At 63.6% G+C, this 19,807-nt stretch carries 17 protein-coding genes and 1 pseudogene; 2 read left to right on the forward strand and 16 right to left on the reverse strand.

The window, feature by feature from the left end:
* Positions 1-127: 127 nt before the first annotated feature.
* The 7 genes and pseudogenes from QQS14_RS10940 to QQS14_RS10970 form a co-directional block, all read right to left on the reverse strand.
* Positions 128-2,455, reverse strand: coding sequence for a methyl-accepting chemotaxis protein (locus QQS14_RS10940; RefSeq protein WP_285907035.1), 2,328 nt, complete (start codon positions 2,453-2,455; stop codon positions 128-130).
* 193 nt (positions 2,456-2,648) lie between these two features.
* A pseudogene (gene mtnA, locus QQS14_RS10945) lies at positions 2,649-3,692 on the reverse strand (S-methyl-5-thioribose-1-phosphate isomerase).
* Between the two features lie 91 nt (positions 3,693-3,783).
* Positions 3,784-5,217 carry an Asp-tRNA(Asn)/Glu-tRNA(Gln) amidotransferase subunit GatB gene (gene gatB, locus QQS14_RS10950; RefSeq protein WP_285907036.1) on the reverse strand — a complete coding sequence of 478 codons (1,434 nt, stop codon included), beginning with the start codon at positions 5,215-5,217 and terminating at the stop codon, positions 3,784-3,786.
* A 22-nt stretch (positions 5,218-5,239) separates the two neighbouring features.
* Positions 5,240-5,881, reverse strand: coding sequence for a DUF4254 domain-containing protein (locus tag QQS14_RS10955; protein ID WP_285907037.1), 642 nt, complete (start codon positions 5,879-5,881; stop codon positions 5,240-5,242).
* Positions 5,874-7,235, reverse strand: coding sequence for an MltA domain-containing protein (locus QQS14_RS10960; protein ID WP_285907038.1), 1,362 nt, complete (start codon positions 7,233-7,235; stop codon positions 5,874-5,876). Before QQS14_RS10960 ends, QQS14_RS10955 begins: the two co-directional genes overlap by 8 nt.
* Positions 7,236-7,289: 54 nt before the next feature.
* Positions 7,290-9,056 (reverse strand): ARMT1-like domain-containing protein, encoded by a 1,767-nt coding sequence (locus QQS14_RS10965; RefSeq protein WP_285907039.1) that lies wholly within the window; start codon positions 9,054-9,056, stop codon positions 7,290-7,292.
* Between the two features lie 2 nt (positions 9,057-9,058).
* Complete coding sequence (locus tag QQS14_RS10970; protein WP_285907040.1) at positions 9,059-9,910, reverse strand: NAD(+)/NADH kinase; 852 nt, start codon at positions 9,908-9,910, stop codon at positions 9,059-9,061.
* A gap of 161 nt (positions 9,911-10,071) precedes the next feature.
* Between QQS14_RS10970 and QQS14_RS10975 the strand changes: the two genes are divergently transcribed.
* Positions 10,072-10,482 (forward strand): DVU0524 family FlgM-associated protein, encoded by a 411-nt coding sequence (locus QQS14_RS10975; protein WP_285907041.1) that lies wholly within the window; start codon positions 10,072-10,074, stop codon positions 10,480-10,482.
* A gap of 28 nt (positions 10,483-10,510) precedes the next feature.
* Positions 10,511-10,834 (forward strand): flagellar biosynthesis anti-sigma factor FlgM, encoded by a 324-nt coding sequence (flgM, locus tag QQS14_RS10980; protein ID WP_285907042.1) that lies wholly within the window; start codon positions 10,511-10,513, stop codon positions 10,832-10,834.
* A gap of 171 nt (positions 10,835-11,005) precedes the next feature.
* Here the strand turns inward: flgM and fliW are convergent, their stop codons facing one another.
* The 9 genes from fliW to flgA form a co-directional block, all read right to left on the reverse strand.
* Entirely contained in the window at positions 11,006-11,452 is a 447-nt protein-coding gene (gene fliW / locus QQS14_RS10985) for a flagellar assembly protein FliW (protein WP_285907043.1), read from the reverse strand.
* A complete protein-coding gene (csrA, locus tag QQS14_RS10990; RefSeq protein WP_285907044.1) occupies positions 11,425-11,667 on the reverse strand; it encodes a carbon storage regulator CsrA in 243 nt (80 codons plus the stop codon). Before csrA ends, fliW begins: the two co-directional genes overlap by 28 nt.
* A gap of 123 nt (positions 11,668-11,790) precedes the next feature.
* Positions 11,791-13,455, reverse strand: a complete 1,665-nt coding sequence (gene flgL / locus QQS14_RS10995; protein WP_285907045.1) for a flagellar hook-associated protein FlgL — start codon at positions 13,453-13,455, stop codon at positions 11,791-11,793.
* Between the two features lie 16 nt (positions 13,456-13,471).
* Positions 13,472-15,586 (reverse strand): flagellar hook-associated protein FlgK, encoded by a 2,115-nt coding sequence (gene flgK / locus QQS14_RS11000; RefSeq protein WP_285907046.1) that lies wholly within the window; start codon positions 15,584-15,586, stop codon positions 13,472-13,474.
* The gene (gene flgN / locus QQS14_RS11005) at positions 15,587-16,066 is read right to left on the reverse strand and encodes a flagellar export chaperone FlgN (protein ID WP_285907047.1); all 480 of its coding nucleotides are present in this window, start codon (positions 16,064-16,066) and stop codon (positions 15,587-15,589) included.
* 76 nt (positions 16,067-16,142) lie between these two features.
* Positions 16,143-16,859, reverse strand: coding sequence for a rod-binding protein (locus QQS14_RS11010; protein ID WP_285907048.1), 717 nt, complete (start codon positions 16,857-16,859; stop codon positions 16,143-16,145).
* Position 16,860: 1 nt separating this feature from the next.
* Positions 16,861-18,000 (reverse strand): flagellar basal body P-ring protein FlgI, encoded by a 1,140-nt coding sequence (locus tag QQS14_RS11015; protein WP_285907049.1) that lies wholly within the window; start codon positions 17,998-18,000, stop codon positions 16,861-16,863.
* Positions 18,001-18,039: 39 nt separating this feature from the next.
* Positions 18,040-18,750, reverse strand: a complete 711-nt coding sequence (locus tag QQS14_RS11020; RefSeq protein WP_285907050.1) for a flagellar basal body L-ring protein FlgH — start codon at positions 18,748-18,750, stop codon at positions 18,040-18,042.
* Between the two features lie 14 nt (positions 18,751-18,764).
* Entirely contained in the window at positions 18,765-19,781 is a 1,017-nt protein-coding gene (gene flgA, locus QQS14_RS11025) for a flagellar basal body P-ring formation chaperone FlgA (RefSeq protein ID WP_285907051.1), read from the reverse strand.
* Between the last annotated feature and the right edge of the window lie 26 nt (positions 19,782-19,807).

Genomic DNA, 19,807 nt, shown 5'->3' on the forward strand with positions numbered 1-19,807 from the left:
CAGGGATGATGTGACAGCGGGCCGGGGCAGCGCGAAACCCGCGCCTCCCGATATGTGGGAAGCGCGGGCTTACCTTACCTTCAATCAAATGTCGAGTCCATTGTTCCCGGCATCGGGCATTCGATCATCAATCCCTGGCCGACATTCGCTCGATGACGGTGTTGAGCCGCGAGGCCATGGACGCCACCTCCTGGATAGCCTGGGAGGATTCGAGCATGACCTGCGAGGTCTCGGTGGAGATGCGATTGATGTCCTCGGTGGCGCGGTTGATCTCCTCGCTGGTGGCCGACTGCTCCTCCGAGGCGGTGGCGATGGAGCGCACCTGATCGGCGGCGTTGTCCACCCGGTCGACTATCTCCGTGAGAGCCCGGCCGGACTCGTTGGCCAGCTCGGTGCTGCGGGCCACGGCCTTGGCCGCGCGCTCGGTGGCGGCCACGTTGTCGCGGGTCATGGTCTGGATGCGCTCGATGGCCCCGCCCACCTCGCTGGTGGCGGACATGGTCTTTTCTGCCAGCTTGCGCACCTCGTCGGCCACCACGGCGAAACCGCGCCCGGCCTCGCCAGCGCGCGCCGCCTCGATGGCCGCGTTGAGCGCCAGAAGGTTGGTCTGGTCCGCGATGTCGGTGATCACTTCCAGCACATTGCCGATGCCTGCCGCTTGCCGCCCCAGTTCCTCCATGGAGGTCTTGAGGCTCTCGGCCTGCCGCTGCACATCGGCCACGGCCGCGATGACCTGGCCCACGCTGGCCTCGCCCAGCTTGGCGTTATCCTTGGCCTTGTCCGCGTCCTCGGCAGCCTGGCTGGCGCTCCTGGCCACTTCGAGCACGGTGGAGTTCATCTCCTCCATGGCCGTGGATGTCTCTGTCACCCGGGCCTTCTGCTCGTCAGCGCCCCGGCTGGCCTGCTCGATCTGGGCCGAAAGCTCCTCGGCAGCGCTGGAGAGGTATTGCGATATTTCCTCGGCCTCGGTCACGGCCTGGGCGATGCGCGCGTTCTGCTCCTCGATGACGCGCTGCTGGCTGCGGATGTCGGTCATGTCGATCCACACGGCCAGGGAGCCGAGCATCATCCCGTCCATGTCGAAAAACGGCGTGGACGTACACAAGACGTGGCGGGTCTGGCCCGAGCGCGTCTCGTACTCGATTTCGTTTGAAAGCTGGTTGCGCTCCTTGATGGCCCGGTCCGAAAGGGTCTCGCGTCCGGGTTCGTCGTAGAAGAACCGTCCGGGCGACATGCCGATGAAGCTGTCAGGTTCGCCGTCGCGACCCAGAAGATCGCACATCTGGCGGTTGACCCAGAGCAGCTTGTGATCGCCACCCACCAGGGCGCAGGGCAGAGTCAGCCCCTTAAGCACGCCCTCGGAGAAGCCGAGCTTGGTCTTGAGTTCGGCCACCATCACCGCGATCTGCCCGGCCAGTTCCTTGAACTCGAAACGGTAGACCCCTTCCAGCTTCGCGTTGAGATCACCGCCTGCCACCTGGGTGGCGAAGCCGAGAATTCCCTGCACCGGATGGGTGACCAGAAGCCGGATGATGACCACCAGCACGCCGGCCAGGAGCACGGCCACCATGGCCCCGCCCACGGCCAGATAGTTGCGCTGGGTAATGGCCGGGGCGGCCATGTCGTCCTCGTAGGCACTCATGACCATGACCCAGCCGTTCCTGGACATGGTGTCGAATACCATGTATTTTTTGCGATTCTCCCACGTGTAGGGGGTGCTGCCGGTTTTTTGCGACAAGGCGGTGCGAACAAAATCCAACTCACTCAAATCTTTGAGGTAGAGATCCTTGTTCACAGCATGGGCGATGATGCGCCCCTTGGCGTCGAGCATGAAGCCGTAACCGTTCACGGCCACACGGAAGGGGTCAATAAATCTCCCGGTGAAGGTCTCCCAGTTGGGAAAGAGGCCCACTCCGCCGATGACCTTGCCGTCCGGGCCGTAAACCGCGCTGGCCACCGCGAAAATGAGCAGGTTGTCGCTGCCGCTCTTGGCGATGAGGATGTCGTTTGAAAGATAGCTCTTGTGGCGACCGTCGAGGATGACCTTGACGTATTCACGCTCGCTGCGATCCGCGCCTGCCATGTTATCGCCCTTGGCGTTGTACCCGGCCACCACCTTGCCATTGGTGTCAAAGGCGAAGGCGGCCCAGTAACCACGGGTGTTTTCGAGCAGGTCCCTGAACAGCCAGTCGGCGCTGAGCAGGTCGCGCCCCATAAGGGCGTCGCTGATGGACTGCTGCGAGGCGAGCATGGCGGCCATGCTCTCGGTCTGCTCCATGTAGGCGTCAAGGGCGGCCATGGACTGCTCGACCATGTTGTGCATGGCCACGGACTCTTCCTTGAGCACCGTCTCGTAGGTATGGCTGCTCACCCACCAGACGCCCGCACCAACCGCGGTCAGGATGACCACCGAAATCAGCGCGGCGATGACCGTATTGACGCTTCGTACTTGCATTGGCTTGTCCTTTGTTCCGCCAGGATGGCGACGCTCCCCTGCGCCGCAACACTTCACAAGTAATAATTGTTACAGAAACAAGCAATTTTGTCAAATTTATGCGCTGACTACGACAAAAGTCGACGGGCTCAGCCGTCGGCTTCATGAAACGCTGTCTCAAAATCGGGGAGGGTGACACCCGCCGCCGGCTGGGTCAATCGTCGGCGAAGAGCTTGCGGATGGCCTCGGAATACGGCGGATAGAGGACGCCCTTTTCCGTGATGATGCCGGTGATCAGCTCGTTTGGCGTGGGGTCGAAGGCGAGGTTGTAGACCTCGACACCCTCTGGCGGGATGCGGTGGTCGCCGATGTGGGTGACCTCGCGCGGGTCGCGGTCCTCGATGGGCACGTCGTCGCCGGTGGGGGTTTCGGGGTCGATGGTATAGACCGGGGCGGCCACATAGAAGGGAATGCCGAAACGCTGGGCCATGATGGCCACGCCGAAGGTGCCGATCTTGTTGACCGCGTCGCCGTTGGCCGCGATGCGGTCCGCGCCCACCACCACCTTGTCCACCAGCCCGCGCTTCATGAGCAGGGCGCAGGCGTTGTCGCAGGCCACCTTGACCGGGATGCCGTCCTTGTGCAGCTCGTAGGCGGTCAGGCGCGCGCCCTAGAGAAAGGGCCGTGTCTCGTTGGCGATGACCGAGACCCGCTTGCCCTGGTCCACGGCCCCGCGCACCACGCCCAGCGCGGTGCCGTACCCGGCCGTGGCCAGCGCGCCCGCATTGCAGTGGGTCATGATGGTGTCGCCGTCGTCCATGAGCGCGCCGCCGAACCGGCCAATGGCCTCGCACATGGCGATGTCGCCCTCGTGAATCTCCCTGGCCCGGGCCAGCCAGGTGGTCAGCAGGGACTCAAGGGAGACGTCCCCGGCCTCCAGCCAGACGCGGCGCATCTCGCGCACGGCCCAGCGCAGGTTCACGGCCGTGGGCCGGGCCTTCTCGATCTGGTCGAGCTTGTCGTTCAGGTTCGCCTTCCAATCGCTGTCCATGGCCTGGACCTCGCGGCCCGCCAGATAGCAGCCGTAGGCCGCAGTCACGCCGATGGCTGGCGCGCCGCGCACCACCATGACCACCAGGGCGAAGCATATGTCGTCCGTGGTCCGGCACTCGAACCACTCCTCGCGGTTGGGCAGGTAGCGCTGGTCGAGCAGGATCAGGGCGTCCTTGTCGGGAGAATACTGGATATGTTCGGTCATGGGATCGCCTCCGAAAAGCTGTGGGTCTGGAACATGGCCACGCCCCGGCACATGGCCGGTGTCGTGCCGACAAAGCCGCAACTGGCCGCGGCTACGAGAGTTTCTGCTGGATGAGCTTGGTCACCACGCCGGGGTTGGCCTGCCCCTTGGAGAGGCGCATGACCTGGCCCATGAAGAAGCTCATGAGCTTGGTCTTGCCGCCCCTGTAGGCCTCGACCTCGGCCGGGTTCTCGCTGATGACGCGGTCCACCATGGCCTCCAGCTCGCCGGTGTCCGACACCTGGGCCAAGCCCCTGGCCCGGACGTACTCCGCCGGGTCGTCGCCGCTGGCGCACAGGTCGCGGAAGCTGTCCTTGCCGATCTTGACCGAGATGGTCCCGTCGTCCACCAGCGTGAGCAGCCCGGCCAGTCTGGCGGGCGTCAGCAGGCAGTCGCCCGCCGCGATCCCGGTCTCGCCCAGAGAGGGCAGCAGATCGCCCACCACCCAGTTGGCGATCTTTCTGGCCTGGCCGGAGTATGCCTTGGCCGCCGCCTCGAAGTAGTCGGCCACGGCCAGTTCGGCGGTGAGCAGGACGGCATCGTAGTCGGCCAGCCCGTAGTCGGCCATGAAGCGCGTCCGCTTGGCCGCAGGCAGCTCGGGCAGTTCGGCCCGCCACTGCTCCACCCAGGCCGGGTCCAGGACAAGTGGCACCAGATCCGGGTCCGGGAAATAGCGATAGTCGTGGGCCTCCTCCTTGCCGCGCATGGAGTGGGTTGTGCCCTTGTCCGCGTTGTAGAGCCGGGTCTCCTGGACCACATCCTCGCCGTCCTCGATCAGGTCGATCTGGCGGGCCACCTCGTATTCGATAGCCTTCTGGACGTGCTTGAAGGAGTTGAGGTTCTTCAGTTCGGCGCGGGTGCCCAATGCCTCCTGGCCCACGGGGCGGATGGAGACGTTGGCGTCGCAGCGAAAGCTGCCCTCCTCCATGTTGCCGTCGCAGATGCCAAGGTAGAGGAGGATGGAACGCAGTTCCTTGAGGTAGGCCACGGCCTCCTCGGCCGAGCGCATGTCCGGCTCGGACACGATCTCGATGAGGGGCACCCCGGCCCGGTTGAGATCCACGAAGCTGGCGTTCTCGGCCGCGGAGTGGATGTTCTTGCCCGCGTCCTCTTCCATGTGGATGCGCGTCAGGCCGATGACCTTGCGCTGGCCGTCCACCTCGATGGCCACGCTGCCATGCTCGCAGATGGGCAGCTCGAACTGGGATATCTGGTACCCCTTGGGCAGGTCGGGATAGAAGTAGTTCTTGCGCGCGAACACGGACTTGAGGTTCACCTCGCAACCGGTGGCCAGCCCCATCTTGGCCGCGTATTCCGGGACCATGGCGTTGAGAACGGGCAGCACGCCGGGCATGCCCGAGCACACGGCGCAGACGTTCTCGTTGGGCTCGCTGCCAAAGGTGGTGGAGCAGGCGCAGAAAATCTTGGTCCGGGTCTTGAGATGGGCATGGACCTCAAGGCCGATGACGGTTTCGTACCGGGACATGCAGGGCGTCTCCTTGCGGCCGCTAGCCGTTTTTTCCGTACAGTTCCGGGTTGAGGCTCGGGTCGTTGTACATCTTGAACTGATAATAGACCTTGGGCCGCTTACTGCCCGCCGCGTACTCGTCAAGGAGTTCGAGCACGGCGTTCTCAAGGTCGGCGTGCTGGCGCGTGAGCACCCCAAGCTTGGCCTGGCACTGCTCCACGTGGGCCGCGTCCACGCCGCGACGGGTGCACTGCTCCTGCATGTGGTAGATTTTCAACGCCTGGATGGAGAGTCTGTCCAGGGCCGCGCCCACGGTCTCGGTGTTGTAACGCCCGGCCGCGTCGGGCGGCAGCATCGGGGCCAGCACGCCGTTGAGGCAGGCGTCCACGCGCTCGATGAGATCGTTGCGCTTCTGATTGAGCTTGTCGATGGCGTACTTGCAGTTGGCGATGACCTCGGCGTCCACATCCGTACGGCGGGCGCGGTCCTCCACATGCCAGAGCTGGAAATTGGTCCAGTGCTGGCGGGCCACCAGTTCGCGAAAGCCTTCGATGCCTGCGAGTTCGCCCGGTTCGCCCTCGTAAACGGGATCGCCGAAGTGCCAGTCGGTGACGGAACGGATCTGGTGCGCCACGGCGTCGCGCACAGCCCCCTTGACAGTGTCGAATGATGTCTCAGCCATTGATCAGTGCTTCTTTGCTAATGAGGAGGTAGACGGTGGCCTCGGTCATGATGTTGTTGGCGATGGGCTCCACCTGATTGCCCTCGCCGATGTAGTAGTCGAGCCTTGGGCCGCGAATGGCCGTGCCCACGTCCTGGGCCAGTCCGATGCCGGCCACGGTCCGCTTGCCCACGTTCCTGCCGTTCTCGGACCGGGGAATCTCGGCCTCGAAGGCGAGCAGGCTGCCAAGCGGAAGGAGTTCACGGTCTGTAGCCAGCGAAACCATCGGCGTCAACGGCTTTCCCATGGCTCCCTCGGGCGGCGAGTCCTCCATGCGGAAGAAGACATAGCTGCGGTTCTCGGCCATCAGCTCGAACATCGTCTCGGGATGCTTGGCAAAAAATTCCTTCACATGGGCCTTGGACAGCCGGGCGCGCGGGAGCAACCCCCTGGCGTGGAGGATGAGCCCCAGGCTACGGAACTCATGGCCGTTCTTGGCCCCGTAGAGCACGTTGCGGGTGGTGCCGTCGGGCAGGAGCAGCCGCCCGGCCCCCTCCACCTGCATGTAGAACACGTCGACGGGGTCCTTGGCCCAGGCGATCTCCAGCCCGCGCCCGGCCAGAACGCCGCGCACGTCCACATCGCCCCGGTCGTGATAGGGCAGCACCCTGCCCCGCTCCACACGGTAGACAGCCCGCTTGCCGCGCACCAATCCGCTTCGCAGATCGTCGGGCACGCCGTAGATGGGAAACTCGTAGCCGGGCTTTTTGGTCAGGCTGGCCTGGATCTCCGGCGTGTAGTAGCCGGTCATGAGTGGCTTCTGACGCATGCCGAACCAGACGAACCGGCTGGCCAGCAGGTGCGGATTCTCGTCAAGATGCGGCAACAGCTCCAGGAATTCCTCCAGGCTGCGCACCACCTGCCCCCAGGTCAGGGTCATGCCGGGCCGGGTCAGGGCGAGCCTGTCCCGGGGCATGTTCATGGCATATTCCAGGCTGCGCTGCGCCGGTCCGGCGAGATCGGCCCAGGAGGAGAGCCCCTGGCTGGCCAGGTCGATGCGTGCGTTGCTCTGCGCTCCCTCGGTGTTCGAGAGGGGGAAGAACAGATCACAGGTAGGCAGGTTGCGCAGGTCGGTCAAGGGCTTGAGGGTCAGCACACCCGTGGCCCGCGACCGTTGCAGGCCCACCTCGGATACCGACCCCGCCACCTTGTCGCAGGCGGCCACGGTCCCATTGCCTTCCGCCCTGCTGGCGGTGCCGCCCGTCCCGAAAAATGGGCCGCCCTTGACGCACGCGGCCAGGCCCGCCGCGCACAGCACGACGAGAACAAGCCCGGCCGCTCTCAAGGCCGTCGCGTCACGCCACAGTATTGTCATGTCTTGATTCGCACTTTCCTTTGCAGCCCGACGAAAGGCCCACTCCACGTCGCGTCAATTGGTGCAGGAATCCACGGCCACATCGCAGAACTTGCCCACGCCATACTCCCGCCTGCGGAAGAACTTCTCGGCGCTGGGGCCGATGATCTGCAACTCCGGCGAGGTCTTGAGCACATCCAGGGCGATGTGCATCTCCTTGGTGCAGCCGGTGGAGTAGGTGGCGTCCTTGCCGGTCCAGACCGGGGGCACCTTCCTGCCCATCAGGGCGAAGCTCTTCTCGATGTCGAAATGGGTCTGGAAGCGCCAGACGTTGATGTAGCCACTTCGCTGCACCTTCTCCCACATGAACATCAGGTCGTCGCCGTCCATGCCCTCCTCGAAGTGCTCGCCCGGGTTGATGATATACACGTCGTCGAGCTGGGAGCGCAAGTGGGCGACAAAGGTGGTCATGATTTCGATGGCCGCCTTGGTCTGGCCGGGCACGCTGCCGATGATGCCGGAATAGAACATGACCGTCTTGCCCTCGCGCCGGGCGCGGCGCATCTCGGTAATGATCTCGTCCGCCTTGCCGTTGATGTAGCGCTCGCTGAACTTGCGCACCCACTCCGGCTTGGGGCGGTGATAGAGGTGAAAGGTTCCGGCCTCGTCACGGAAGAAGTTGACGATGTCCCTTGTAAATCCGTGGCTGCACTGGATGAGTCGGTTGTAGAGTTCCGAGCCCCGGGCCAGGATCAGGTCGCACTCCTTCCACGCCCTAGCAAAGGTTACGGAACAGCGATACGGGTTGAACCGCTCGCGCGTGCCCTCGGAGATGACCACGAACCGGTGCTTGCCCATGATGTCGAGCAGCTCGTTCTTGGTGAGCCGGTCCTCGTTGACGAACTTGGCGCCCTCGAAGGCCCCGGCCAGCGCCGGATCAAAGTCGCGGTCCCAGAAGGTCGAGTGGTCGAAGAAGAACCCCTCCTTGAGGGCCATGACCACGCGATGTCCCAGGCGCAGCAGGCTCCTGACCACCTGGAGATCGAAAATGATGCCGCCAGCCCGGCTGGGGATGTAGAGAATGCGCTTCTCCCCGCCCCCGGCCTGGCTCAGGGCCTCGTAGACCGGCGCGAACAACTCGGACGACCCGGCCAGTTCCTCGGTCACGCCGGTGGATTTGAGGGCCTCGGCGTCGAAAGTGCCCACGTCCCAGTTGTCGCACAGGGTGGCGACGCGCATGAGCCGCTCCACTTCCAGCATGTCGAGGGAAAAGCGCTTGGTGTCGATGCGGTCGCACGGGCCGCAGTTCTCGGCATAGGCGTTGATCACGCTGTCGAAGGTCTCGCTTCGAACCACCTGGGTGGCCTGGCGGTTGAGGTCGCGCCGCACCTGCCGATAGGGGTCGTCGATGCCGCTTTGGGTCATGAAGATGGTCATGAACCGCTTGAGCAGCCGTGAGGGGATGACAATGGGCGAGGCCAGGGCCATGCGGAACTTGTGGCGCGCCAGCTGGATGAAGCGGCTGGACACGGAGCGGTCCGGACAGTACTCGCGCGACAGGCGGATGAACGCCCGCCATTGCAGGATGTATTCATGCAGCAACAGGCGCGGCAGCCCCTCCTTGAGCAGCATGAGGAACATCCAGTCCGAGCACGGGGCGTAGAACTCGCCCGGCTGGAGGGCCACCATGAACTTGAGCTGCTCCATGGAGGCGTTCTTGGTCGGGTCTATGGTGTATTCGAGGTTGTTCTCGGTCATGAAGTGCAGCAACAGTGCGTCGAGGGAAGCATCGTCGCCGTACTTGACATCAAGTACGGAATGGAAGTGCCGGTTGAAAGCCATTGTTATCTCTCCGTCAGGAAGCCGTGATTCTTCAATTTATCGAAATACGTGCCCTGCCCCATGTCGGCCACCAGGAGGTCCGAGGGGCTGCGGCCCACCCGCACCTCGTCGCCGGGTTCGAGGACAAAGGAGAACTGCCCGTCCTCGGTCAGGGAGATGCCTGTGGACGCGTCTTCGACACGGATCACGCACTCGTCCCCGGCCGGGAGGACCATGGGCTTGAAACCGCTCAGGAAGGGACACACCGCCGTGACGCTGTAGGCGAACAGGTCGGCATGGACCAGCGGACCGCCAGCCGACGCGCCGTAGGCGGTGGAACCCGTGGGCGTGGAGATGATCAGGCCGTCGGCCCTGACCGAGGCGATCCGCCTGCCAGCATAGGAGAGCCCCAGCCGGACCAGCCGGGCCAGCACGCCCCGGCCCACCACCACGTCGTTGACCGCCAGCCCGGAGCGCACCACGCTTCCCTTGCGGACCACGTCGTAGGCAAGGGCCAGCCGGCGCGCCACCGGGATGTTACCGCCCAGGGCCTCGGCCAGCCAGGGCTTCCACCCTGTCCTGTCCAGCTGGGCCAGGAAACCCACCCGGCCCAGGTTGATGCCCACAAGGGGCGCGCCCAGGTGGAGCATCCGACGGGCCACGCCGATGAAGGTGCCGTCGCCGCCGAGGATCACGATCAGATCCAGCCCGGGCTGGTCGGAACCGTCCGGACCGCAGGCGTCGGGCCGATGCTGGCAGACCTCGGCCTCGACACCGGAATCGGCCAGGAAAGCGGCCACTTCGGCCCCGAGGGCCGCAGCTTCCGGAGCGTCTGGCCGGATGACCACGAGAACTTTTCGCAGATGGATGGACATGTCTTCAATGAGTAGCTAAAATTTTAAAACCATTCAACCTTTTTCCGTTTGCAGGATGAGCCGGTCGTAGCGCGCGGCAAGGTTTCCTGGATTTTTTCTCCGTTTACCCCTAAAGTAACCTTGACGAAGGACGATCTATACAATCAAGGAAGGGTTTGCGCGTGAATACTTCGTCGGCCAATGTTCGCACCATGCTGCGCACCTACGGGAAGCAGCTCACCAACGCGAAACGTCTGGCACGGTTCAGACAGGCCCTGGGAGAAGCCAGGCCCCTGGACGAAGTGGACCGGCAGACCAAGCGCCGCGAGCTGGTGGAGCGCATCGCGAGGGAGGTCATCGAAAACCTCATCGTCAGTTCGACCCCCTCGCCCGTGGTCACGGCCATCCTCGACCAGATTGAAGGGGAGTTCGGGTATCCGTTCCTCTTCGAGTACCCGGTGGACGGGACGGACGTGATCATATTGCGAAACACACCCGGCGGGCCGCAGGAAGTCACCGGCCCGGAGCGCAACCGGGTCATGCGACGGCTCTGGGAGATAGCGCTTTCGAAGGTTGACGACACCATGCTCTAGTACAGGATTATGGTTCCGGGAGGGAAACATGGTCATCAAGAACATCGCGGGGGACATGACCCCGTACAGCAACAGGAAGATCGAGAACCAGCGCACGGCCGAACAGCAGCGCCGGGGCCAGGAGTCCGCCAGGACCTCGGGCGAGCCCGCCGACAAGGTGGTGCTCTCCTCCGAGGCCAGGCTGCGCGGCGCCGCCCTGCAGGCAGCCAATGACGCGCCCGACGTCCGCCGCCGCAAGATCGACGACCTCAAGCAGCAGATCAAGGACGGGACCTACAAGCCCGACCTGAAAAGGGCGGCGGCCAACCTCATCCGCGACGACCTCGACCTGCTTTCCACACAGTCGGAATAGACCCGGCTCACCCTGCCCGCCTTGCGCGGACAACGAACCGTCGCGCCTGCGCGATCGGCCAAAAAAGAACCCCTGCGCGGGCTGTCGCCCGAAACCGCAGGGGTTCTTTTTTGCCAAAATTCGGGGGATAACTGCCGGACCGCCCGGCCACCCCGTGTGGCGAAAAGGGGATCAGCCCCGGATGGGATTGTAGTGCGTGGGATACCCGCTCTCGGTCTGCGGCACCTGCACACCGATCCTCGCCTCGGTGTTGATGACGATGGGACCCTGAAGGTTGAGGGTGGTCTCCTCGGGCCTGCTCTGGGGGATGGTCACCGTGACCAGGACGGCCAACTGCTTGATGCTGGTGAGCTTGAGGGTCTTGCGATCCAGGTTTTCGAGCTTGACGTCGTAGTTTTCGAGAAAGGAATAGGGATCGGCCACGAGCAGGCCCAGCCCGGGATCGGTCACGCATTGCAGGAGCAGGAACGGCGAATCCCCCTCGCGCACGCTCAGGAGCGCGAACTCGCGCTTGTCCTCAAGACCAATGAGACCGCGGGGGAAATAGACGATGCCGTCCAGGCTCACTTCCCGCTCGCCCAGCCTGGTCATTATTTTCTTGGTTCTTTCTTTTCCCATAGCGCAGCCGCCGCGAGCAGGTCCTGCTGGCTTGTTTCCAGCGCCTGCTTGTTCTGTTCCTTGATCTTCAGATACACCTCTTCCCGATAGACAGTCATGTCCTCGGGCACCTGAAGGCCGATCTTTATCTGCTTCCCCTGAACGCTCAGGATTTTCAGCTTGATCGTATCGCCCAGGTACAGGCTCTCTCCCGGTCTCCGGGTCAGTATCAGCATAATGCCACCAAATGAGTCATCCTACGGCTTGAGTCCGCATGCTCGCGGGTTCTCCCTGGCGACTACATCACCTTGCCCGGGAAGTCCAGCGCACAGAAGAAATCGCACAGGCATTCCGGGGTCCTAGATGAACTTGCTCAGGTTGAGCTGCATGATCATGGAGGTGGAACGCAGCACGGCCTCGTAGACGATCTGCTGCTGGACCAGATCGGTCATCAGTTCGCTGACGTCGGCATCCTCGATGGAACTGAGCAGCGCCTCCTCGTTGAACTTGAGCCCACCCAGAATGTTCTCGCTGACGAGGAGCCGATTCTGACGGCCGCCCACGTCGGCGATCTTGTTCAGGATCTGGGCCTGGGCGTTGTTCAGGTTCTCCAGCATCTGCTGCACGCCGGTCTGGTTGTTGGTCTCGGTGAAGGCCACCAGGTTGCCCATGACCTCGAAGAGGTTCTTGGAAAACTCATCGTCGCCCTGGACGGTCAGGGCCATTCTGGGGGCTCCATTGGAATGAAATACCCGGTTCGCGTTCTCGCTGCTCAGGGTGACGATGGCACCGCCTGCGGCCAGCACCGCGTCCGGGTCCATGTAAATGCCGCCGAAGATGTCCTTGCCCACGTCGTTGACGCGCACCCGCTCGCTGGACGAGATGTCGAGCTTGATGTCCGCGGACCTCGGACGGATGACGAACTGCTGGCCCGGCTGCAGGGTGTTGCCGCCGTTGGAGGCGAGGGTGAGGATGCCGCCGTTGGCGATGCTCAGGACCGAGGCGTTGCTGGTGGTGTCGGCCTGGGCCACGTTGCCCGTGACCCAGCTGATGCCGCCGTCCATGCTGTAGGAATAGCGGATGGCCTCGTTCATGGCCACGGCCGAGGTGTTGTCGATGCGCACGGTGACGTTGGTGCTCAGGAACGAGCCCGAGGCGGTGGCGGACACCGTGGCGCTGCCGATGCCGAGCTTGTCCACCATGGGCGGGGCATCCTTGTCGTCGCCCACATATCTGACCGAGGGGCGCACCCACAACCAGGTGCCGTCGGCCACGGACGGATCGTCGGGGTCGTTGACCTTGACCGTGGCGTCGGAATGAAAGACCACATTGGTGCCACTGGCCGGCAGGCTGAGGTTGGCCTGCCCGGCATTGAAGGTCAAGGCACCGTTGGTCAGCCAGGTGCGGCCGCCGTCGATGCTGTAGCGCACCCCGAGGTTGGGGTCGGAAAGGTCCATGGTGTCGCCCGCCGGGGTCGCGCCCGTGGTGTCGATGAACTGGACCAGCACGGTGGTGTCCGACGACCCCTGGATGGTGAAATCGGTGCGCCCGAAATTCTCGTCGTTGGTGGTCAGCCACATGATCTGCTCAAAGGCGTTGCCATCCACCTTCTGGCCCGCAAAAAGGCTCTTGCCCTCAAAGCTGCTGTTGGCCAGCCCGACCATCTGCTCGAAGATGCTGCGCAGCTCGTAGCTGATCTGCTCGCGGTTGTTGCCGTCCACGGTGCCTGTGGCGGCCTGGGTGGCCAGCTCCTTGGCGCGGGTGATCAGGGTCGAGACCTGCCTGAGCGCCTCGTCGGCCCCACCGAGCCACCCCTTGGCCGTGGAGATGTTCTCCGCATACTGATCCAGCGAGCGCAGGGTATCGCGGTGGTCGAGAATCCGCGTCATGCCCGTGGGATCATCACTTGGCTTGTTGATCTTCTTCTGCGTCTGGGCCTTGGTGTTCAGGTCCATCAGCGTGGTCAGCGAGGTATTGAGGTTATGGATATACCTGCTGAAGAGCATTTGCTGCGATACGCGCATGACCGTCCCCTTGTTCCTACGACTTCAGCGACAGGATCGTCTGAAGCATCTGGTCGGCGGTGGTGATGAGCCTGGCCGCCGCGGTGTATGAGGCCTGATAGCGGATCAGGTTGCTCATTTCCTCGTCGAGGTTCACGCCAGACACCTGCTGCTGGCGCTCGTTGAGGTCCGTGGCCAGGGTGTTGTAGAAGTTCTGGTTGAACTTGGCCCGGTTGGTGTCAGAGCCCACATTGCCCACAAGCCCGTTGTAGTAGCTGAGCAGGGTCGTATTGGTGGTGCCCTCGACCACCGAGGAGATGGCCACCTGGACCTCGCGCAGGGCGTACATGGCCAGGGCCGTGGTGTTGTCGCCCACGTTCATCTCGCCCGCACCGTTGACATGGCCGGTGGCCAGATAGTCGAGGTCGCCGGAGATCTTCTCGTTCACCTGAAAGTCCATGGGCGACGACCCCTTGAAGAAGGTGTTGATGCCCAGGGCGGCCATGAGCCCGGCGCTGTCGTTGCCAAAGGCGAAGGTACACCCTTCCTCGGCTTCGAGCCGCAGCTTGTTGTTGACGATGCTGGCGTTGATGGACCCGGCAAAACTGGTGTTGACGGCGTTCATCACGTCGGTGAGCGAATGGATTTTTGGGTCGAAGGTCGCGCCGCCGCCGAAGTCCAGTGACGCGGACGAGGCGAGCAGCCCGGTGCTCTCGTTGTAGACATAGATGAAGGCGCTGCCCGCCTGAAGCTTGTCGCCAAAGACGAGCCCCGTGGAGTCCGAGCCGAGGGCCTTGGTGGTCGAGGTCACGCCGTAGGTTCCATCCACCACGCTGAAGGCCTGGAGCCCCGCTCCCTGGCTGTGTCTGCGGTTGGTCTCCCAGATCAGGGTTTCTGTCAGGTTTTCCAGCTTCTCGCGATACTTGCCGACATAGTTGTCGCGAAAGGAGAGCAGCGCGGCCAGGCTGCCGCCGGTGAGCCGCGTGGTGTTCTCCTCTCCGTTGAAATGAATCTGGGGCGTGATCTCCATCTTGCTCGACGTGTTTTCGACCCAATAGAGCCCCTGGTGCGGACTGATGGTGAAGCGGTCGCCAGCCACGAACTGGCCAGTGGGATCGCCCTGCGCGCTGTTGGCCGAGCCGAACCAGATCTGAAGCCCCTCGACATTGACCCGCGATTCGTACTCCCGGGCGTAAAAGTGGCGCTCCTTGCCGCTATCGTCGGAAACCCAGGTGACGCCGCCGTCCAGGGAGACGCGGAACTGCGCGGCCGAGCCGTCCGATGTGGCTGGCCCGCCGTTCACGAACTCGATGGTGTACTCGAAGTCGTCGTTGCCGTCGAAATAGATGTCGCCCGCAAAGGTGGAATTGAGCCGCAGGTCCGAATTCTTCTGCGGGGCGAGGAATTCCAGGCTGAAGTGGCTGGCCCCGTCCACCAGGGTGTGTCCGGCCTTGGTCAGGACCGTGAACTTGCCGCCGCCGTTGTCGATGGTAGTGATGTCCATCAGTCCGGCCAGTTCGCGGACCTTGCGCGCCCGCTCGTCGAACAGGGAATTGGCGTTATTGGAACCCTCGATGTGGTGGACCTGGATCTCCTTGTTGAGTTCCGAGATTTCCACCATCAGGGTGTTGGCCTGCTTGACCTGGGCGGTGACCGTGGTGTTGATGCGCTGCTGCATCAGCGAAAGATCGGTGTCCACCTGACGCAGGGTCGAGATGAGGGTGGCCGCGTCATTGATGACAGACTGGCGCGCGCCATAGTTGTCCGGCCGCTGGCTGACCTCGTTCCAGGAGTTGAAGAACTGCGACAGGGTGTTGCTCACCCCGGTACCGCTCGACTCGTTGAGCAGGTTCTCGACACCCTTGAGCTGCTCCCACAGCGTCCCCCACTTGTCGCGCATGGTCGATTGACCGAGGTACATGGACTCGACCATCTCGTCGAAGTGGCGCACCACTTCCTTGGCCTTGACGCCGGTCCCGAGCTGCCCCGGGGAATAGTCGATGTATGGCCCTTCCTGAAGGGTCACGGACTGGCGCGAGTACCCCACCGTGTTGACGTTGGAGATGTTCTGGCCGGTGACCTGGAGCTGGACCTGGGACGCGAACAAGGCCCAGCGCCCCATGTCGAGGATGGAGTTGGCGCCAAAGGACATCTAGAGCCTCCCGGTCAGCAACCGGGCCGAGCTGGGAGCCCGGGCCAGACGCCCCGAGGGGGCATAGGCTCCCGAATTCTTGGGCTTGATCTGATTGTGCATGAAGGTCAGCAGCTTGCTGCTCTGCTCGAAGAGAGCCATGGCCATCTCATTGTTCTTGGCAGCCTGGACAGCGCATTTCTGCTCGGTATCGTCCAGCATTTCAAGCATCTTCTCGAAGGATTCCCGGCACTCGCCATCCAGAGTCGCAAACAGCTCGCGCACGCGCTGCGCGCCCGGCACCAGGGAGCCGATCATGGCCCGCAACGACCGGCGCTCGGCAGCCACCTGACGCATCAGCTCCTGGATGGAAAGCTCTATCTGGGAAACCCCCTGGGGCTTGCCCTGGTTGAGCCTGGAAAATTCTTCCTCCAACAGGACGAGGAGGAGCATCATGGCTTTGTTCTGGCGGACCAAATTTTCCTCTATGAGACGAATCATGCCCGTCACCTGCCTCTGCATACTGCTAAGAAGATTAAAGAAATGTTAGAATTCTCCGACGCGCGAACACTTTCGCTCAGCCGTTTCTTGCAATACTCCGGCCAACCTTGACGGTTTCGTCCTCGCCGGTTTCGCGGCCGTAGGTTCTGGCCCGCTCCCGCGATCCGGCGACCAGTCCCTCGCGGATGCGCTCGGCGTCCAGCCGACGGGTCAGGGCCTCAAGCCGCGCCTTGACGTCCACATCGCTCATGGGCGCGTGGGGCATGGCTCCCCCGCCGCCCTGCCCGGTCGAAACGGCCTCGCCGCCCGTACCCGATCCGCCCCAGTCCTCCAAGGTCTTGCCCTGGTTGCGGTTCAGGGCGATGGGCTCTTGACCGGAGAGTGAGATGGGCTGGGCCGTGAGCGGCCGGATCGACACCGCGCCCGGCAGCGCGTCGCGGCTGGTTTCCTTGAGCTTTTCGCTGAGCTGATCGTAGATCAGGTCCGCCAGCCCGATGCCGCCGGCCTGGGCCATGGTCTCGGCGAAGTCCTTGTCGAACATGGACAAGTACATGTCTTCCTGCTTGCTCTTGGTATACCCGTCCTTGGGTACCGTGTTGCGCATCTCCTGCCAGAGCTTGCTGATGAACACGGCCTCGAAGTTCTGGCAGGCCTGACGCAGCTGCTTGGACTTGTCGCCCGCGTCCCCGGCCATGCGCTCCTTGAGCCCGTCCATCTCCTGCTTGAAGCGGACGAGGTCGCTGGTGTCGGCCTGTTTGGCGAGGAGCTGCGGGTCTATTCCTGAACCGAGCATGCTAGATCACCTCCACTTCCGCGTGCAGCGAGCCCGCGGCCTTGAGTGCGCGAATGATGGATATCAGGTCGCGGGGGGTGGCCCCGATGGAGTTGAGGCCGTCCACCAATTCATGAAGGGTGGCACCCTCCATGAGCATGAGCGGGTTGTTCTGCTCCTCGATGGCCAGATCGGTCTGCGGGGTGATCACGGTCTCGCCGTCGGAGAAGGGGCCGGGCTGGCTCACGTTCTGGGTTTCGGCGATGACGATCTGCAGGTTGCCGTGGGCCACGGCCACCCGGCTGAGGCGTACCTCGTGACCAAGGACCACGGTGCCGGTCTTTTCGTCCACCACCACCCTGGCCCTGCCGTCGGGCGCGATGTCGAGATTCTCAAGGGAGGCCATCAGGGGGACCATGTTGCCCAGATACCTTTCGGGCAGGTTGAGATCCACGGTGGAGATGTCCCGGGCCGAGGCATAGTTTCCGCCCATGGTGGCGTTGATCTTGTTGACCACCTGCATGGTGGTGCCGAAATCTTGCACCATGAGGTTGAGGGTCATGGTGTCCTGGTTGTTGAACCGGAAGGGCACGCCGCGCTCCACAGACGCCCCGCTCGGAATGCGGCCCACGGTGGCGATGTTCTTCTGGGCCGTGGCCGCCTCGCCCTCGATGGCGAAACCACCGATGGTCAGAGCCCCCTGGGCCACGGCATAGACACGGCCGTCGAGTCCCTTGAGGGGCGTTAGCAGGAGGACGCCGCCCAGCAGGCTCTTGGCGTCGCCCAGAGACGAGACCGTGACGTCGAGCATGGAGCCCGGCTTGGACGACACGGGCATCTTGGCCGTGACCATGACCGCGGCCACGTTCTTGGGCTTGAGCTTGTCTGGGCTGGCCTCAACGCCCATCTTCTCCAGCATGTTGGACATGGACTGAAGGGTAAAGGTGGACGAGGTGCCGTCGCCGGTGCCGGAGAGGCCGACCACCAGGCCATAGCCAACCAGGTCGTTGTTGCGCACGCCGCTGAAGCTGGCAATGTCCTTGAGCCGGGCCGCCGAGGCGTCGCCCGGGGCGACGGCCAGTGATGCGGCCAGGACCAGCGCGCCGACCAGGGACGCCAGCGGGACGCGCAGCGCCCGCGCAAACCGAATGTGCATCGTCATGATTCCCGTCCTCGTGCCTTGGGTGTGCATCGTGCCCGCCTAGAAGGGATAAATGTTGTCCAGAATCCGCGACAGCCAACCCGGACGCTGCTTGTCGGCCAGGACGCCCTGCCCGAATATCTCGATCTGCGCCTCGGCAAGGCTGGTGGAGGGAATGGTGTTGTTGGAGGTGATGTCGCGCTGGCGGATGAGCCCGCGCACCACCAGGAACTGGGTCTCGTTGTTGACGCGGATGCGCCGCGCGCCCTCCACCTGGAGCAGGTTGCCCGGCAGCCTGCGCACGATGCGTGTGGCCACCACGGCCTCAAACTCGGACTCCTGCTTGGTCTCGCCGTTGGACTTGAGGTCGGTCACGGTGGAGGTGTCCAGTTCCATGCCCGCCTTGGCACCCAGGGTGCCGGCCAGGGGCATGTTGCCGATGAGCCCGGTGCTGGGCATGGCCGTGACCGAAATGTTGTTGGAATTGTCCTTCTTGGCCTTGGTCTCGGACTTGATGCGCGAGTTGGAGGCCTCGGCCACCTTGACCAGGACAATGTCGCCCACCCTGCTGGCCCGGTTGTCGTCGTAAAGGAATTCCGACCGGTTGGCGTCGAACAGGGAACCGGGATTCAAGGCCGGGTCCTGCTCCTCGTAGACCGGCTCCGTCAGCACCGGCATGGGCATCTCCTGATACTTGGAGGCGCACCCGGCCATCAGGGCGAGGGAGGCCAGCATCACGGCCGCCACAGCGATCAGAAATACACGTCTCATGACATTCTCCTTGGCTACCTGACCACGACCGTTTCGCCGTCCACCACGGTCGCCACGATCACCTTGTTGCTTTGCATGTTTCGCACCGACACCTGCTGTCCCATGTCCGCGTCGGCCAGGGCCTCGGCCTTCATGGTCAGCTGGACCCGCTTGCCCTGGTAGACCAGGGTGACCACATCGCCCTTCTCAATGGGAGGCACCCGCTCCAGATGAGCCATGGAAAACGGCTGGTTGCGGCCCAGGGGCCGGGTCATGCGCCAAGGACCGCCCTTGCCGTCCCACACTTCCTGGTTGTAGGCCAGGTTCATGCGCATGAAGGTGATGTTCTCCCGGCTCAGGCGCTCGAAGCGGTTGAGGGGCTTGGCGGCCACGGGCACGGCCTTCCAGACGTCCACGAACACGGAGCCCGCCTTGGTGGACACGGTCCGCCCATCGGGCGACACGCCCCGAAGCCTGACCTGGTTGCTGCCGGGCCTCAGGTCGCCGTCAAGCTCCACCGACAGCGTGTCGTAATCGTTCGGGAAAAAATAATGCAGGGGCAGCCGCAGATTCCGGAACTCGAAGTCGTCGCTCAGGTCCCTGGCGCGCAGCGTCAAAAACGCGACAACAGCCGCCTCCAACTCCTCGCCCGAGACCACGGTTCCCCCGGTCTGGACCGTGAGTTGGCTGGGCAGCACGAGGTTGCGCACCATGTCGCCCATATAATAGCGCAGCACGCCGAGCAGCTTGTCGCGGTCGATGGTCACGGGCCGACCGAGCCGGTCCGAGGCCTTCCACAGCTTCATATTCCTCACTGCCTCCCAGGTGCGCTGGTCGATGGAGCCCACCGGGTCCGCGATCTCGCCCAGAAGCACGTCCGGCCCGCGCACGCAGGCCACGCTGCGGACCAGGAGCTTCCAGTTGTCGCCGACGACCGGGCCTGTGCCCGCGCCGGGCATGGTGGCCGAAACCGCGACCAGAGCGACCGCCAACACCAAAGCGCGGACCATTTGTCCGAAGCGGCTGTTCCGTTTCCGTGTCGTGCCTGCCATGTGTCGTCCCTTCCTCGCTGCGGACA

This window comes from Pseudodesulfovibrio pelocollis (assembly GCF_030282845.1).
GTDB lineage: Bacteria > Desulfobacterota > Desulfovibrionia > Desulfovibrionales > Desulfovibrionaceae > Pseudodesulfovibrio > Pseudodesulfovibrio pelocollis.